Source organism: Actinocorallia aurantiaca (assembly GCF_039533685.1).
Classification (GTDB): domain Bacteria; phylum Actinomycetota; class Actinomycetes; order Streptosporangiales; family Streptosporangiaceae; genus Actinocorallia; species Actinocorallia aurantiaca.
In genome coordinates, this window is record NZ_BAAATZ010000019.1 from 261,328 (window position 1) to 275,858 (window position 14,531).

A 14,531-nucleotide genomic window follows, 5' to 3' on the forward strand; every position below is an offset into this window, starting at 1 on the left:
CAAGATCCATGAGATCTTGAAGAGGAACACGGAGGGGAGTCCAGATGCCACTCAAAGGTGAGTACGAGCCGAGTCCGGTCGACGCGGTCGCCGAGCAGGTCGAGCTCTACGAGCGGACCGGCGGTGAAGAGGGCGGCACGATGGGGGGCAAGCCCGTCATCATCCTGACGACCAGGGGCACGAAGTCCAAGAAGCTCAGGAAGACGCCGCTGATGCGGGTCACCGACGGCACCCGCTACGCCGTCGTCGCCTCCCTGGGCGGGGCGCCCAAGCACCCCGTCTGGTACCACAACATCGTCGCGGACCCGCACGTCATGCTGCAGGACGGTCCCGTCCTGCGCGACTACGTCGCCCGCCGCGTCGAGGGGGACGAACTGGACCAGTGGTGGAACCGCGCCGTGGAGGCCTGGCCCGCCTACGCCGACTACCAGAAGAAGACCTCCCGCGACATCCCGGTCTTCGTCCTGGACCCGTCGCCCTGAACCGCTCCCGAAGGCCCCCGGCGCACCGCCGGGGGCCTCCGCGCTCGGGAAGCGGGTCGGCGGTCACTTCGTGCGCCGGTCCATGATCTGCCGGAAGCGGTCGAACAGGAACATGGCCAGGGGAGTCCCGGCCAGCGCTGAGAGCACGGAGACGGGGGGAGGGGCGGCCGCGTCATGGGACAGAAGGTGGAATCCGGTGGCGGCGAGCCAGCCGAGTGAGGCTCCCACGCAGCCGGCGAAGAAGAGGTCGAGCCTGGCCCAGCGGTCGGGGCGGGGGGTGCGGCGGCGCCAGTGCAGGACCGAGGAGGGCAGGAAGAGCGCGAGGGCGCCCAGCAGGGCGATCACGGGTGCGAGGAGGGGTCCGGGCAGGTCCACGTCGTACTGGAGGCTCTGGATGCCGGCGAGGACCATCAGCAGCGAGCCCACCAGGCTGGTCTGGAACAGGAACAGGTTCTCGCGGCGTTCGGCCAGCCTCCCGGCCACCACCACAGAGCTGATCCGTCCGATCTCGGTGGCCTTGGTCATGGCGGAGGAGAGGAAGACCTGCTCGGCCTCCAGCTGCTCCAGGGTCCACTGAGCCAGCTCGGAGTCGTGGTGCAGGGGGCCGCCGGAGTCGTCGGGGGCGAGCGGACCCAGCATCGCGACCATGTTGCGGCGGGCGGTCTTGACGGCGTGCGTCATGCCCCGGATGTCGGCCAGACGGGCGATCACGCCGCCCTCGCGCAGCTGTAGCTGTCCCAGGGTGCTCTCGACGGCGAGGATCCGGTCCACCGGGAGCTGGTCCTGGTCCAGCATGCGGGCCAGGTATCGGCAGCCGGAGTCGACCTCTTGGATCGACTTCCGGATCCCCTGCAGGTTCTCGGTCAGGATGCGGTACTGGTAGCGGAGCTGGGCCGCATGGCGGAGGTAGCCGGTGAAGACGGGCAGGCCGGGCCTTGGGCCGGACCAGAGCCAGTGCAGCAGTTCCACTTCGGCGGTCTCGGGCGCGACGACCAGCACCCGGCGGGTGCCGGGGACACCGGAGGCGGGAAGCTCCCACCCGAGGATGTTCTCTTTCGGGCGGAACCAGGAGGAGCTCCACGCGTCGGTGCCGGGGGAAAGGCCCAGCTCGTCGGCGAGTTCCGCGCCGAGCGCGGTGGCGCCGGTCGCGGACGGAGCACTGAGCCGGTCCCAGTCCTCAGCCGGCACCAGGCCGAGGAGGACGGTGGCGAGGCCGAAGACGCCGGTGGGCGGGTCCGTCTCCGAGAGGCCGGGTCCGTCGGGCGACTCCCAGCGTTCGGTGAGCGCCGTCCAGGCCGCGGCGGGTCCGGGCAGTCCTCGCAGGACGCTCACGCCGACCGTGTCGTCCAGCTGGTAGGCGAACGCCTGGTTCCAGCCGGGGTCGTCGGACGCGCCGCGGGCGGCCAGGATCTTCACGCCCGGACGGAGAAGGCCGGCCTCGGGAGGCGGCAGCTCCGCCGGCCAGGCGCTCTGGAGCCGGCGGTCGAAGCCGAGGTCCCCGACCCGCCGCCAGGTCCGCTCCAGCGCCTGCCGGACGGGGGAGCCCGGGGTGAGCGCGTGCCCGGGGACGGCCGAGAAGAAAGCGTGGTGCAGCAGCGCCGTTCTACGGAGTGACACTGTCGGTGGTTCCGTTCTGCTCCGAGTCCCCGATCTCGTGGATGATCCGGTTGAGCAGCTCCCGGGTGGAGTCGGGAAGGGGATACGAGCCGTCCCCCTCCATCTCGGGGTAGAGGCGGGCCCCCGGGCCCTGGTCCCGGGGAAGGGGCGTACTCCGCCGTACGGGGTCGAAACCGGTGAGGAAGCGTGCCGCCGCCTCGACGGCGCGCGCGTCCTCGTCCCGTACGGCCTCGGCCAGGTAGGCGAGGCCCCGGTCCACCTCGGTCCAGTCGGGCAGCCGCCAGGTCGGCAGCGTCAGCAGCAGGGGGACCAGCCCCATCGGCATGTCCACGGCTTCTCCTACAGGTAGAGGCTGATCGGCATGAACTCGACCATCGACGCGAAGTCCAGCGGCCGGCGCGCGATCTCGCGGTATTCGGCGTGCAGTGTCTCGACCACGTCGAACCCGGCTCCGCCCGCGTCGAGCGCGGTCCGGCTGGCCCGCAGCAGGACCCGCACGGTGTCGGCGATGGCCTGGTCCCGCACGCTCCACAGCGGGACGCCGACGGCTCCGGCTCCCGAGGCCGTCAGCGAGCGGAGGAACCCGACGACGTCGCCGCCGCCGGTCTGCTCGCCCTGCCCGGCCAGGCAGGCGCCGAGCACGGTCAGCTTGTTGCGCGGCAGCCGCAGCCGCAGCGCCAGGTCGTACTGGGTGAGGCGGTCGCCGCCGAACTCGAGCGAGGGCCCGGTCTGGCCGTAGGAGCGGTCATAGGTGCCGTGCCCGGCGTAGACGAAGAACTCGGGTTTGACGGCGCTCACCGCGGCGAGCGCCCTCCAGTCCGGATCGAGCCGCCTCACCTCCGGCTCCAGCCCGTCCGGCATGTCGCCCACGATCAGCGTCCGCCCGGCCGGCCAGCCGGTGCCGACCACCTCCCGGCCCGAGACGCCGTCGCGGGCGACGATGACCGCCGCGAGGTCGTCGTCGGGCTCCACGGGCTGCCGCTTCAGCAGATGACGGCCTCGGGTGACGAACGCGGTCGCGCTCACCGAATGCGACAGCGGCACCCTGGCGCCCAGCGGCGTCCCCATTCCCGCGTCTCCCGGCGGGACGGCGAGGTGCAGCGGAACCGTGAAGACGTCGTCCGTCGGGATCATCACCAGATGCCCGGGAAGTTCGTCGGCCGTGATGTCCCCCCACAGGGGGGCGACGAGCAGCTCCCAGATCCGCTCGCACTCCGGACGGGACGGAGCCCGTTCGACGGGCAGCCCCTCGGCGAGCGCACGCAGCCCGTCCATGCCGCAGAGGTCCGGAACGCAGCCGAGCCGGCCGCCACGGACGACGAACGCGCCGATCCGGACGGCCCCGGCGGGACCATGGGCGAAATACCGAACGATGCAGGTATCAGGGTGATTGACGGTGTACATGCGCATCCGGTGGGCGATTTCCGGATCGTGGGGCGCGGTCTCCAGCGGCCTGCGCAGAAACTGCTCCTCGAACTCGCGCTGCCGCCGCTCCATGGCCTCGACGAATTCCGCGCCGCCCCCGCTCTCCCGGAGCGCGACGCGGCGGCTCCCGCCGCCCCTGACCGGTCCGGACGGGAGGGGCACGGTCCCGGGCAGCGGGGGAGGCGGGGAGTCCAGGAACGGCAGGGCGGAGGCCGACATCAGATCGAGCAGCTCGCGGGCCGAGGACTCCTCGGTCAGGCCCAATGCCTCTTCCAGCCGCTCCGGCGGCCGGAGTCCGGGTTCGTCCTTCCCGTCGAGGAGCCGGGCGACCCGCTCCAGGTAGTTCGGCCGGACCGCCGAGGCGTAGGCCCGCTTGTAGGCGGGGAGGGCCACGACCCGGCGGATCGAGTCGGCCATGGCCTGCCGCTGGACCGGGACCTCGGCCGCGAGCGCGGCGTACCGGTCGGACCAGCCCTCGGCCTCGGCCCGCGCCGGGTCGAGCGCGCCGACCAGAGAGGCGAACAACCGCACGGTGTAGGCGTGGATCTCGATGTCCATGCCCGCGCTCCTGCCGTCGGCCGCGCCTTCGGCCAGCTCGCGCAGCAGGTCGTGCAGCTCCGAAGCGCCCTGGACGCCGCCCTTCAGCCGGGCGAGGTGCTGACGTGCCATCTGGCGTCCGCGGCGCCACTTCCCGTCGAGGAGCTGCCGGTACAACCCGGGCGCCCTGGAGGGGTCGAGCTGCGCCCGATGGTTGAGCGCCTGGCCGATCCGATACCAGTCGCCCAGCGTTTCGGAGATGCGCGACGACGCCAGCGAGGCGCGTTCGGACTCCTCGGCGCGTCCTTTCTCCTTCTCGCCGACCGCCACGTTGTGCCGCAGATTGGACAGCCCGCGCAGGAACTCGCGTTCCCGGGCGGTGGCCTCGTCCGAGCCGGCCCGCCTCAGGATCTCCTCCGGGTCGTGCAGCGCCTCGGCGTCGTCCAGCGTCCGCCGCCACTGGTCGAGCATCGCGTCGAGCCGCTCCTGGACCACCTCGGGCGCGGCGGTCTGGCGGCGTTCTTCCAGATCCGCCCGGTAGAGGTTGCCCCGGATGTCGGGCAGGCACCACCACAGCCCGCGGTCGGACGCGAGCCGCTCGGCCGTCTCGAAGTGGATCCGGGCCTGGGCGAAGTTGCCCAGCCGGTAGTGGATCCGGCCCGCGCCGTCCTGCCAGCGTGCCGCCGCGTAGGGGGAGAACTCGTCGTCATGCGGGACGGTGCCGTCCCGGCAGCCGGCCAGCAGCCGTTCGGCGTCACCGCGTGACAGCTCGATCAGCCGCAGGCCGTCGAGCAGCGCGTATTCGACGTCCGAACGCACGATGTCGCACCAGTGCGCGCCCACCCGCTCGGCCGCGGGAGCCTCGGCGGCGAACGCGCCCTGCATCCTGAGCAGCCCGATCGCGTACTCGTGACGGAGCGGGACGTCGAAATGGGCGTCGAAGCGGGTGATCAGGTCGGCGGGGCTGTAGCTCTGGGAGAAGTCCCGGATGCGATCGCTGTACAAACCACTTCCCTGGGGGTCAGGGGGTTTCGACGATCAGAAAGTACACGATCATGTGAGAATTCCGGGATGAACGAGAACACGAGTCGGTCGCGATACGAAGAAATCATTGGCGAAATGCCGGAATTGTTCATTAATCCGCCTCAAGCTCCCTATGAGATCCTGACCGATCCCGATGAGGTCGCCGGGGTGGAGCAGGCGATGGGCCGCGCGCTCGCCGGCCGCGGCCACCCTTCCGACTGGGCGCGGACGGGAGTCGTCTACGAGGATCCCTACGGCATGATCCTTCGCGACGCCGTCCGGATGCCCGACGGCGGCCCCGGCACCTACATCCGTTTCGTCACCCCGATCAACACCCCCGGTGTGGTGATCCTCCCCGTCTGGCGGGAGTGGATCCTCCTCATCCGGCATTTCCGCCACAGCACCCGCCGCTGGCATCTGGAGATCCCCCGGGGCTCGGGCATGCCCGGCTCCTCTCCGGAGGACGACGCCCGCCGGGAGCTCCTCGAGGAGATCGGCGCCGAGGCCGCGGCGCTCACCCCGCTGGGCGTGGTCCACCCCGACACCGGGCTGGCGGCCACCGCCGCCCACCTGTTCCACGCCGCCGTCGACGACTACGGACCGCCGGAAGGGGACGAGGGCATCGACAAGGTCATCCCGGTCACGCCGGCCGAGATCGCGGACCTGATCAGGACCGGTGAGCTCACCGACGGGTTCACCCTGGCCGCCTACACCCGGGCGCTCCTGAGCGGACTGGTCGTCCTGTCACGCTGACGCGAGGCGGGCGTGCTCCCGGCACGGCCCCCGGTGGGGCACCATGAAGGGGTGGGCGGAACGCGGACGATGGACGAGACGGGCCTGCTGGCGGACCTGATCGGGGACGGGGAGGTCGTGGTGCTCACCGGGGCCGGGATCTCCACCGAGTCGGGGATCCCCGACTACCGGGGAGAGAGCGGGAGGTCCCGGCCGTCGGAGCCGATGACCTACCAGACCTTCACGGGCAGCGCCGAGGCGCGGCGGCGGTACTGGGCGCGCAGCCACCTGGGATGGAGGCACGTCACCCGGGCCGAGCCCAACCACGGGCACCGGGCGGTCGCGGAGCTGGAGCGGCGGGGGCTGGTCTCCGGAGTGATCACCCAGAACGTGGACGGGCTGCACCAGGCCGCCGGGTCGCGCCGGGTCGTCGAACTGCACGGGGCGCTGGACCGGGTGGTCTGCCTGTCGTGCGGGGAGCCGAGCTCCCGGGACGAGCTGGACGGGCGGCTGCGCGAGGCCAACCCGGACTGGGAGGCGGCGCCCGCCCTGGTCAACCCCGACGGGGACGTCTCCCTCACCGACGAGGAGACCTCGGCCTTCCGCACCGTGGACTGCCTGCTCTGCGGCGGGATGCTCAAGCCCGACGTGACCTTCTTCGGCGAGACCGTGCCCCGCCTCCGCGTCGAGGAGTGCTACCGGCTCGTCGAGGGGGCCGGGACCGTGCTGGTGCTCGGCTCCTCCCTGACCGTCCACTCCGGCCGCCGCTTCGTCACCCGTGCGGCCGAACTGGACATCCCCGTGGCGATCATCAACCAGGGTCCCACCCGCGCCGACGCCCGAGCGCTCTGCCGCCTGGACGCCCCGCTCGGTCCCACGCTCCGCGCCCTGTTGGATCATTGCGGGTAGGGCTGGAAGCACCACCTGAGGCCGGAGGAACCGCCATGACCGACGTGTACCCGTTCGAGTTCGCTCCGCGCTACCGGAAACCGCTGGCGCTGCTGGGCATCCGCCCGGACAACAGCCGGGTCGTGGTGGAGGACGGGACCTTCTCCGCCGAATTCGGCCGCTGGACCCTGACCACGCCCCTCTCCAACATCGCCTCCGCCACCCCCACCGGCCCCTACAAGGCGGCCAAGGCGATCGGGGTGCGGCTCTCCCTGCGGGACTCGGGCCTCACCTTCGGCAGCGCCCTGAACGGGGTGTGCCTCTCCTTCCACGAGCCCGTCCGCGTCTTCGGTCCCCGCCCGCACGAGGCCCTCACCGTCACGGTCGCCGACCCCGAGGCCCTCGTGGCTCGTCTCGCCTCCCCGCGCTGAGCCCGCGGGCGGCGTCCTGGTGATCGCCGCCACAGCGGAGCGGGTTGTTTTTTCCTACTCACCGGAGCATGCTGGGCTCCAGCGGGTAGGAAAATCCAACCGAGGAGGATCCGATGAGGGACGCGGTCATCGTCGAGGCGGTGCGGACGCCGGTGGGCAAGGGCAGGCCGGGAGGGGCGCTGCACGAGGAGCACCCCGTGGACCTGCTGGCGCGCACGCTGGTGGAGCTGGTGGAACGGGCGGGGATCGACCCCGCGCTGGTCGACGACGTCATCGGCGGGTGCGTGACGCAGGCGGGGGATCAGGCGGCGAACATCACCCGGACGGCGGTGCTGGCGGCGGGATTCCCGCAGAGCGTGCCGGGCATGACCGTCGACCGGCAGTGCGGATCGTCCCAGCAGGCGGCGCACATCGCGGCGCAGGGAGTGATGAGCGGGGCCTACGACGTCGCCATCGCCTGCGGGGTGGAGTCGATGTCCCGGGTGCCGATGGGAGCGGCCGTCCTGCCGGGCACCGACCCGTTCGCGCCGCTCCGGCGGACCCGCTACCCGGACGGGCTCGTCGGGCAGGGCATCAGCGCGGAGCTCATCGCGGCCCGCTGGAAGATCTCGCGGGAGGAGCAGGACGCCTACGCGCTGGAGAGCCACCGGCGCGCGGCGGCCACGTGGGAGCGCGGAGGGTTCGACCGGGAGGTCGCCTGGGCCGGGCAGCGGGACGAGACCGTGCGTCCCGGCACCTCGGTCGAGGCCCTCGCCGGGCTCAAGCCCGCCTACCACCACCCCTCCTACGAGGAGCGCTTCCCCGAGATCGGCTGGACGGTCACCGCGGGCAACGCCTCGCCCATCAACGACGGGGCGGCGGCGCTGCTCATCATGGGCGCGGACGTCGCGCGGCGGCTCGGCCTGAAGCCCCGCGCACGCTTCCACTCGTTCGCCGTGGCCGGGGACGACCCGCTGCTCATGCTCACCGCGATCATGCCCGCCACCGAGAAGGTGCTGGCCAAGGCGGGGCTGCGGAAGGACGACATCGACCTGTTCGAGGTCAACGAGGCGTTCGCCTCGGTCGTCCTGGCCTGGCAGCGGGAACTCGGCGTCGACCACGACCGCCTGAACGTACGAGGCGGCGCCATCGCGATCGGACACCCCCTCGGCGGCAGCGGCGCCCGCATCATGACCACCCTCCTGCACGCCCTGGAGGACGCCGACGCCCGCTTCGGCCTGCAGACCATGTGCGAGGCCGGCGGCATGGCCAACGCGACCATCCTCGAACGGCTGTGACGAAGATGACCCCGCTCACCCGGACGCCCGCCCCCGGAGAGTTCCTGAAGATCCGCCACAGCGGGCTGATCGAACCCCACGGGGACCTGTGGGGCTTCGGCGGCCTGCACGGAGGGCTGGCCCTCGCCCTGACGGCGGCGGCGATGACCGAGCAAGTCCCCGGGCAGGGGCTGCGGAGCGCCACGGTCCGCTTCCACCGCCCCATCACCGGGCCCTTCCGGCTCGAGACGTCCCTGACCCATGCCGGACGCACCCTGTCCACGGCCACGGCCCGCGTCTCCACCGACAGGGGCGCGCACGCCGACGCCACAGGGGTCTTCGGCCCCTCGCGGACCGGAACCCACCGCGTCGTCACCCCGCCGGCTCCGTCCGCACCGCCGCCCGAGCGGTGCGAGCGGTTCGTCGTCCCGCCGGAGTTCGTGCCGGTCTCGGTCCACACGGAGATCCGGCCGGTCGGCCCCGACCGCCCCTACGCGGGCTGCGCCGAGCCGGAGCTGACGGCCTGGATCCGGCTCACCGAGGACGACGCCCCGCCGGACCTCCTCCGCCTCATGTTCCTGATGGACGCGCTGGCCCCCTCGTACGCCGCCGTCCTGACCGCGCCCGTCCCGATCCCGACCGTCCAGCTCACCGCCCACCCCGGCCTCGGACTCGGCCGGACGGGCTCTCCCTGGGTCCTGCTGCGGGCCGTGACGCACTCGGCGGCCGAGAACGGCTGGATCGACGAGCACATCGACGCCTGGAGCCCGGACGGGCTCCATCTCGGCTCCGCCCGTCAGCTCCGCGTCGTCCGTCCGAGCTGACCGGGACGGCCGGTCTGGGAGGCGCGGCCGCGGCCGCGCCTCTCAGGGAAAGGAGCGGGTGTCCTGGCGGAGGGGGTGGTCGGCGGGGATCTCGACCAGGACGATCCTGACGCCGTCGGGGTCGGCGATCCACATCTCGATCAGGCCCCAGAACTCGAGCTTCGGCTCGCGCAGGACGGTGACGCCCGCCGCCGACAGCCGTTCGTGCTCGGCGTGGACGTCGCGGACCTGGATCCACAGCTGAAGGGACGACTCACCGGGCGGCTCCGGGGACTGCCCGGAGACCTCCAGGAAGCCCGAACCGAGGAAGAAGACGGTGCCGGGGGAGTCCGGGGGGCCGAACTGGCGGTAGACGGCCAGGCCCAGCACGTCCCGGTAGAACCGCCGGCTGCGTTCGAGGTCCGTCGGGTGCAGCATGACCCGGCTGCTCAGTACGTCCATGGGTCTGATCCTCCACCCTCGGTGACCAGCGCGGGATGGCGGGGGTCGTCCACTTTCACCACGACGTCCGCGGTGTCCGCCGGGCGGGCCTCCTCCTGGTAGCGGGCGTAGGCAGGCAGGGTCCAGGCCTCGTCCTCGCCCGTCCGGCGGGCCAGGGCCGCAGGGGAGAGGGCGAGATGGACGGTCAGGTCGAAGGGGAGCCACCGGCCCAGGAGGAGCGCCCCGTCGACCAGGACGACGCCTCCGGGCGGAACCTCCACGTACCGGGCGCGGGTGGCCCGGTCGCGTTCGCGGTCCCACAGGCTGGGCAATACCTTTCCCGTGCCGCCGGGGTCCAGCGGGGCGAGGACCTCGCGGAGGAGCGCGCCCGTGTCCAGCCAGTCGTCGTAGAAGACGTCCGGGTCGTGCCGCCCGAACTCGTACCGGAGCGAGGCGGGACGGAGGAAGTCCCAGGCGGACACCCGCACGACCTCCCGGCCCCGGGCCCGCACCGGTTCGACCAGCGCGTCGGCGAGCCGCTCGGGCTCCGCGGCCGGGGCCCCGTCGACCGCGACCCGCAGCCGGTGCTCCCGGGGAGCCGCCGCGATGCGGTCGCAGAGCTCCTCGACCAGATGCTCCGACGAGATCGGCCGTGCTCGCATATGTCGATTTTCTCACGGAGTGCGCGGCAGCCTCGTCGGGGGAGGGCCCCGTGCTCACAAGCGGCTCTAAACTTCAGCGATGGGACATGTCGAGGCCGCGCACGTGGAGTATTTCCTGCCGGACGGGCGGGTGCTGCTCGGCGACGTCTCGTTCCGGGTCGGGGAGGGCGCGACGGTCGCCCTGGTGGGCGCCAACGGAGCGGGGAAGACGACGCTGCTGCGGCTGATCGCGGGGGAGCTGAAGCCGCACGGCGGGAAGGTGAACGTCACCGGCGGGCTCGGCGTCATGCCGCAGTTCGTCGGATCCGTCAGGGACGAGCGGACGGTACGCGACCTGCTGGCCTCGGTCTCGCCGCCGAGGATCAGGGAGGCCGCCCGGGCGCTGGACGAGGCCGAGACGGCGATGATGGAGCGGGACGACGAGTCCGCCCAGATGGACTACGCACAGGCCCTCAGCGACTGGGCCGAGGTCGGCGGGTACGAGGCCGAGACCCTGTGGGACATGTGCTCCATGGCGGCGATGGGCACCCCGTACGAGAAGGCGCAGTGGCGCGCGGTGCGGACGCTGTCCGGCGGCGAGCAGAAACGCCTGGTGCTGGAGGCGCTGCTCCGCGGCCCCGACGAGATCCTGCTGCTCGACGAGCCGGACAACTACCTGGACGTTCCCGGCAAGCAGTGGCTCGAGCAGCGGCTGAAGGAGACCCGCAAGACCGTCCTGTTCATCTCGCACGACCGGGAACTGCTCGTACAGACCGCTGAGAAGATCGTCAGCGTCGAGCCGGGCCCCGCGGGCAGCGACGTGTGGGTGCACGGCGGCGGGTTCGCCACCTATCACGAGGCGCGGGCGCAGAGGTTCGAGCGGTTCGAGGAACTGCGGCGGCGCTGGGACGAACAGCACGCGAAGCTGAAGAAGCTCGTGGTCGACATGCGGCAGTACGCCAAGCGCAGCGACGAGATGGCGTCGCGGTACCACGCGGCGCAGACCCGGCTGCGCCGGTTCGAGGAGGCCGGCCCTCCGCCGGAGCCTCCGCGCAAACAGGAGATCACCATGCGGCTGCGCGGCGGCCGGACGGGAGTGCGGGCGGTTACCTGCGCCGGGCTGGAGCTGTCGGGCCTGATGCAGCCGTTCGACCTGGAGGTCTTCTACGGGGAGCGGGTCGCGGTCCTGGGCTCCAACGGCTCGGGGAAGTCGCACTTCCTGCGGCTCCTGGCGGGCGAGGACGTCGCGCACACCGGCGCGTGGAAACTCGGCGCCCGCGTCGTTCCCGGACATTTCGCGCAGACGCACGCCCGCACGGAACTCCTCGGACGCACCCTCGTGGAGATCCTGTGGGCGGACCACGCCAAGAGCCAGGGCGCCGCGATGAGCGCGCTGCGCCGCTACGAACTGGACAAGCAGGGCGAGCAGCGTTTCGAGACCCTCTCCGGCGGCCAGCAGGCGCGCTTCCAGATCCTGCTGCTCGAGATAGGCGGAGCCACCGCGCTCCTGCTGGACGAGCCGACCGACAACCTCGACCTGGAGTCGGCCGAGGCGCTGCAGGAGGGCCTCGACGCCTATGACGGGACGGTCTTGGCGGTGACGCACGACCGCTGGTTCGCCCGCTCCTTCGACCGCTACCTGGTCTTCGGTTCCGACGGCGTCGTCCGCGAGACGTCCGAGCCGGTCTGGGACGAACGCCGGGTCGTCCGGGACCGCTGAGCGGGTCTTTTCGCTGGTCGGGTCTTCTCATGGGCGAAGGCCTGTCCGTCTTCGACGGGCAGGCCTTGTTCGTTTCCCGGCTTGTTCAGGAGGCCGTCCCGCGGAGGTGCGCGGCGACCGCGGAGACCCAGAGCATGCCGGTGAGGACTCCGACCGCGAGGGTGAGGGAGCCCGCCGGGCCGCCGCTCATGGCCCAGCCGTCGCCGAGGATGAAGACGACGCCGGCCACGCGGGAGACGACGGCGCGGCCGCGGTCGCCGGTGCGGGCGAAGTGGCGGCCGAGGACGAAGCACGCGGCGATGAGTGCGGTGAAGGCCACCGAACCGGAGACCAGGTGCAGGACGGCGTGCCAGCTCATCGCTTCGGGGGCTCCGGCCGGGGTGCCAGCGGGGAAGCCGTCGGCGGGGTCCATGGAGAACACGCCCGCGGCCATCATGCCGAGGCCGTTGACGGCGACGAGCCGGGGCGTCCAGGTACCGCCCGGTGTGCCGCGCATGGCGCGGCGCAGGCCGACCGCCCCGGCGACGGTCAGGGCGCCGCAGAACAGGAAGTTGGAGATCTGGAGCCAGCCGAGGGCGCCGGTGCTCAGCATGCTCAGCGGGTGGCGCATCAGGTCGTAGCCCTCGCGGGTGAACGCCTGGACCAGCGAGACCACGGCCCACAGGGGAGCGGCGACGGCGGCGAGGGCCAGCAGCGTCCGGGTGGACGGGGAAGCGGCGGTGGCGGGGGCTGCGTGCTGAAGGGTCGTCATGCTGTCACGTCGCTTCAGTGATGTGACAGGGAACGCGTTCCCTGTCACATCGTCCCGTTCGACGAGTGGGCGTAGGACGGAACGAACCCCAAAGAAAAGGACATGAACATGCGCTACCTGATGACCACCAAGGGCGGGTCCGAAGCGGACGAGAAGCTCTTCGCCGAGATGGGCGCTTTCGTCGAGGAGATGACCAAGGCCGGCATCCTGCTGGCGACCGGCGGCCTGGAGCCGCGCGGCCTCGTCATGACCTCCGAAGGCGACGACATCACCGTCACGGACGGGCCGTTCCTGGAGGCCAAGGACGTGGTCGGCGGCTTCGCGCTGGTCGAGGTCCGCTCCAAGGAGGAGGCGCTCGAGGTGGCCAGGCGCTTCCGGAAGATCGTCGGCGACGGCGAGAGCCAGATCTGGCAGGTCTTCGGCTGAACCGCCGAAGCCGGCCCCGGAGCACCGCCCCCGTTTGCGTCCGCGCGGGGGCGGTGCTCTGATCGTGTCCGTGACGGCCAGGGACGCCCACCGCGCGGTCGACGCGGTCTGGAAACTCGAGTCGGCGAAGATCATCGCCGCGCTCACCCGGATCGTCCGCGAGGTGGGCCTGGCCGAGGAGCTCGCCCAGGACGCGCTGGTCGCCGCCCTGGAGCAGTGGCCCGGCCAGGGCGTCCCCGACAACCCCGCCGCGTGGCTCATGACGGCGGCCAAACGCCGCGCCATCGACCACCTGCGCCGCAACGAACGCCTGGAGCGCAGGCAGGAGCAGCTCGCCCGCGAACTGGAGCAGGACTCCGACGCCGGGGAGACCGAGGCGGGCGACGACGTCCTGCGCCTGATGTTCGTCTCCTGCCACCCCGTCCTGCCCACCGAGGAACGGGTGGCGATGACCCTCCGCCTCCTGGGCGGCCTCACCGCCAAGGAGATCGCCCGCGCGTTCCTCGTCTCCGAGCAGACGGTCGTCCAGCGCGTCGCTCGGGCCAAACAGACCCTCGCCGACGCCGCGATCCCCTTCGAGCTGCCCCCCGGAGCCGAGCTCGCCGACCGGCTGGCGTCCGTGCTCGAGGTCGTCTACCTGATCTTCAACGAGGGCTACTCGGCGACTTCGGGCGACGACTTGATCCGCCCCACCCTCTGCCTGGAGGCCCTGCGCCTGGGCAGGCTGCTGGCCGAACTGGCCCCTGCCGAACCCGAAGTCCACGGCCTGGTCGCCCTCATGGAGATCCAGGCCTCCCGCACGGCGGCCCGTACCGGTCCGTCCGGCGAGCCCCTCCGCCTCCACGAGCAGAACCGCGGCCGCTGGGACCCGCTGCTCATCCGCCGCGGCATGGCCGCCCTCCTACGCGCCCGCGAGCACCCCCGCCCGCCCGGCCCGTACGTCCTCCAAGCGGCCATCGCGGTGACGCACGCCCGCGCCCGCACCGCCGAGGAGACCGATTGGCCGCAGATCGCCGCCCTCTACGACGCGCTGGTCCAAGTCCTGCCGACCCCCGTCGTCCGGCTCAACCGCGCCGTCGCCGTCGGCAAGGTCCACGGCCCCGAAGCGGCCCTGGCCGTCGTCGACGAGCTGACCGGCGACCCGGCCCTGAAGGACTACCACCTGCTCCCCAGCGTCCGCGCCGACCTCCTGGCGCAGCTGGACCGCCCTGCCGAGGCCCGCACCGAGTTCGAACGCGCCGCCTCCCTGGCCCGCAACACCGCCGAACGCACTTTCCTCCTCAACCGCGCGGCCGCCCTCCCCGCCTCCCCGCCCGATCCGGGCGTCACCCTCGCCGAAGCCGCCGAGGCCTTCCTCG

The 14,531-nt window shown here is 72.1% G+C and carries 14 protein-coding genes and 1 pseudogene; 9 read left to right on the top strand and 6 right to left on the bottom strand.

Translation table 11 applies throughout. The features are described 5' to 3' along the window. The first annotated feature begins 44 nt into the window (after window positions 1–44). On the top strand, window positions 45–482 hold the full coding sequence (locus ABD327_RS23375; protein WP_344452786.1) for a nitroreductase family deazaflavin-dependent oxidoreductase: 438 nt from the start codon (window positions 45–47) through the stop codon (window positions 480–482). 63 nt (window positions 483–545) lie between these two features. Here the strand turns inward: ABD327_RS23375 and ABD327_RS23380 are convergent, their stop codons facing one another. From ABD327_RS23380 to ABD327_RS23390, 3 genes are read right to left on the bottom strand one after another with little or no spacing between them, the layout of a single operon-like run. Further along, on the bottom strand, window positions 546–2,099 hold the full coding sequence (locus ABD327_RS23380; RefSeq protein ID WP_344452787.1) for a CATRA conflict system CASPASE/TPR repeat-associated protein: 1,554 nt from the start codon (window positions 2,097–2,099) through the stop codon (window positions 546–548). Then, complete coding sequence (locus ABD327_RS23385) at window positions 2,086–2,424, bottom strand: CATRA system-associated protein (protein ID WP_344452828.1); 339 nt, start codon at window positions 2,422–2,424, stop codon at window positions 2,086–2,088. Before ABD327_RS23385 ends, ABD327_RS23380 begins: the two co-directional genes overlap by 14 nt. 14 nt (window positions 2,425–2,438) lie before the next feature. Further along, window positions 2,439–5,066 (bottom strand): CHAT domain-containing protein, encoded by a 2,628-nt coding sequence (locus ABD327_RS23390; protein ID WP_344452788.1) that lies wholly within the window; start codon window positions 5,064–5,066, stop codon window positions 2,439–2,441. 114 nt (window positions 5,067–5,180) lie between these two features. Between ABD327_RS23390 and ABD327_RS23395 the strand changes: the two genes are divergently transcribed. The 5 genes from ABD327_RS23395 to ABD327_RS23415 all read left to right on the top strand — a co-directional run bounded on the left by ABD327_RS23395 (window position 5,181) and on the right by ABD327_RS23415 (window position 9,215). After that, on the top strand, window positions 5,181–5,837 hold the full coding sequence (locus ABD327_RS23395; RefSeq protein WP_344452789.1) for an NUDIX hydrolase: 657 nt from the start codon (window positions 5,181–5,183) through the stop codon (window positions 5,835–5,837). Between the two features lie 69 nt (window positions 5,838–5,906). Beyond that, on the top strand, window positions 5,907–6,725 hold the full coding sequence (locus ABD327_RS23400) for an NAD-dependent protein deacetylase (RefSeq protein ID WP_425547192.1): 819 nt from the start codon (window positions 5,907–5,909) through the stop codon (window positions 6,723–6,725). Window positions 6,726–6,760: 35 nt separating this feature from the next. Then, window positions 6,761–7,135: a hypothetical protein gene (locus ABD327_RS23405; protein ID WP_344452791.1), complete on the top strand. Its 375-nt coding sequence runs from the start codon at window positions 6,761–6,763 to the stop codon at window positions 7,133–7,135. 113 nt (window positions 7,136–7,248) lie between these two features. Then, window positions 7,249–8,412 (top strand): thiolase family protein, encoded by a 1,164-nt coding sequence (locus ABD327_RS23410; protein ID WP_344452792.1) that lies wholly within the window; start codon window positions 7,249–7,251, stop codon window positions 8,410–8,412. Between the two features lie 5 nt (window positions 8,413–8,417). After that, on the top strand, window positions 8,418–9,215 hold the full coding sequence (locus ABD327_RS23415; protein ID WP_344452829.1) for a thioesterase family protein: 798 nt from the start codon (window positions 8,418–8,420) through the stop codon (window positions 9,213–9,215). Between the two features lie 42 nt (window positions 9,216–9,257). Here the strand turns inward: ABD327_RS23415 and ABD327_RS23420 are convergent, their stop codons facing one another. Both ABD327_RS23420 and ABD327_RS23425 read right to left on the bottom strand, forming a co-directional pair. Further along, a complete protein-coding gene (locus ABD327_RS23420; RefSeq protein ID WP_344452793.1) occupies window positions 9,258–9,656 on the bottom strand; it encodes a VOC family protein in 399 nt (132 codons plus the stop codon). Continuing rightward, window positions 9,644–10,297 carry a nucleoside/nucleotide kinase family protein gene (locus ABD327_RS23425; RefSeq protein ID WP_344452794.1) on the bottom strand — a complete coding sequence of 218 codons (654 nt, stop codon included), beginning with the start codon at window positions 10,295–10,297 and terminating at the stop codon, window positions 9,644–9,646. Before ABD327_RS23425 ends, ABD327_RS23420 begins: the two co-directional genes overlap by 13 nt. Before the next feature lie 79 nt (window positions 10,298–10,376). Between ABD327_RS23425 and ABD327_RS23430 the strand changes: the two genes are divergently transcribed. Further along, window positions 10,377–11,996, top strand: a complete 1,620-nt coding sequence (locus ABD327_RS23430) for an ABC-F family ATP-binding cassette domain-containing protein (RefSeq protein WP_344452795.1) — start codon at window positions 10,377–10,379, stop codon at window positions 11,994–11,996. 85 nt (window positions 11,997–12,081) lie between these two features. Here ABD327_RS23430 and ABD327_RS23435 read toward each other — a convergent pair whose 3' ends face one another. Next, complete coding sequence (locus ABD327_RS23435; RefSeq protein WP_344452796.1) at window positions 12,082–12,747, bottom strand: DUF998 domain-containing protein; 666 nt, start codon at window positions 12,745–12,747, stop codon at window positions 12,082–12,084. Between the two features lie 102 nt (window positions 12,748–12,849). Between ABD327_RS23435 and ABD327_RS23440 the strand changes: the two genes are divergently transcribed. Together ABD327_RS23440 and ABD327_RS37495 are read left to right on the top strand one after the other, a co-directional pair. Continuing rightward, the gene (locus tag ABD327_RS23440; RefSeq protein WP_344452797.1) at window positions 12,850–13,173 is read left to right on the top strand and encodes a YciI family protein; all 324 of its coding nucleotides are present in this window, start codon (window positions 12,850–12,852) and stop codon (window positions 13,171–13,173) included. Between the two features lie 70 nt (window positions 13,174–13,243). Then, window positions 13,244–14,464: pseudogene (locus ABD327_RS37495) on the top strand (RNA polymerase sigma factor); the annotation flags it as partial. Between the last annotated feature and the right edge of the window lie 67 nt (window positions 14,465–14,531).

Coding starts and splice junctions, on each gene's coding strand:
- ABD327_RS23415 (WP_344452829.1), top strand. CDS start 8,418: ATGACCCCGCTCACCCGGACGCCCGCCCCCGGAGAGTTCCTGAAGATC.
- ABD327_RS23420 (WP_344452793.1), bottom strand. CDS start 9,656: ATGGACGTACTGAGCAGCCGGGTCATGCTGCACCCGACGGACCTCGAA.
- ABD327_RS23395 (WP_344452789.1), top strand. CDS start 5,181: ATGCCGGAATTGTTCATTAATCCGCCTCAAGCTCCCTATGAGATCCTG.
- ABD327_RS23385 (WP_344452828.1), bottom strand. CDS start 2,424: ATGCCGATGGGGCTGGTCCCCCTGCTGCTGACGCTGCCGACCTGGCGG.
- ABD327_RS23440 (WP_344452797.1), top strand. CDS start 12,850: ATGAACATGCGCTACCTGATGACCACCAAGGGCGGGTCCGAAGCGGAC.
- ABD327_RS23425 (WP_344452794.1), bottom strand. CDS start 10,297: ATGCGAGCACGGCCGATCTCGTCGGAGCATCTGGTCGAGGAGCTCTGC.
- ABD327_RS23430 (WP_344452795.1), top strand. CDS start 10,377: ATGGGACATGTCGAGGCCGCGCACGTGGAGTATTTCCTGCCGGACGGG.
- ABD327_RS23375 (WP_344452786.1), top strand. CDS start 45: ATGCCACTCAAAGGTGAGTACGAGCCGAGTCCGGTCGACGCGGTCGCC.
- ABD327_RS23410 (WP_344452792.1), top strand. CDS start 7,249: ATGAGGGACGCGGTCATCGTCGAGGCGGTGCGGACGCCGGTGGGCAAG.
- ABD327_RS23405 (WP_344452791.1), top strand. CDS start 6,761: ATGACCGACGTGTACCCGTTCGAGTTCGCTCCGCGCTACCGGAAACCG.
- ABD327_RS23435 (WP_344452796.1), bottom strand. CDS start 12,747: ATGACGACCCTTCAGCACGCAGCCCCCGCCACCGCCGCTTCCCCGTCC.
- ABD327_RS23400 (WP_425547192.1), top strand. CDS start 5,907: ATGGACGAGACGGGCCTGCTGGCGGACCTGATCGGGGACGGGGAGGTC.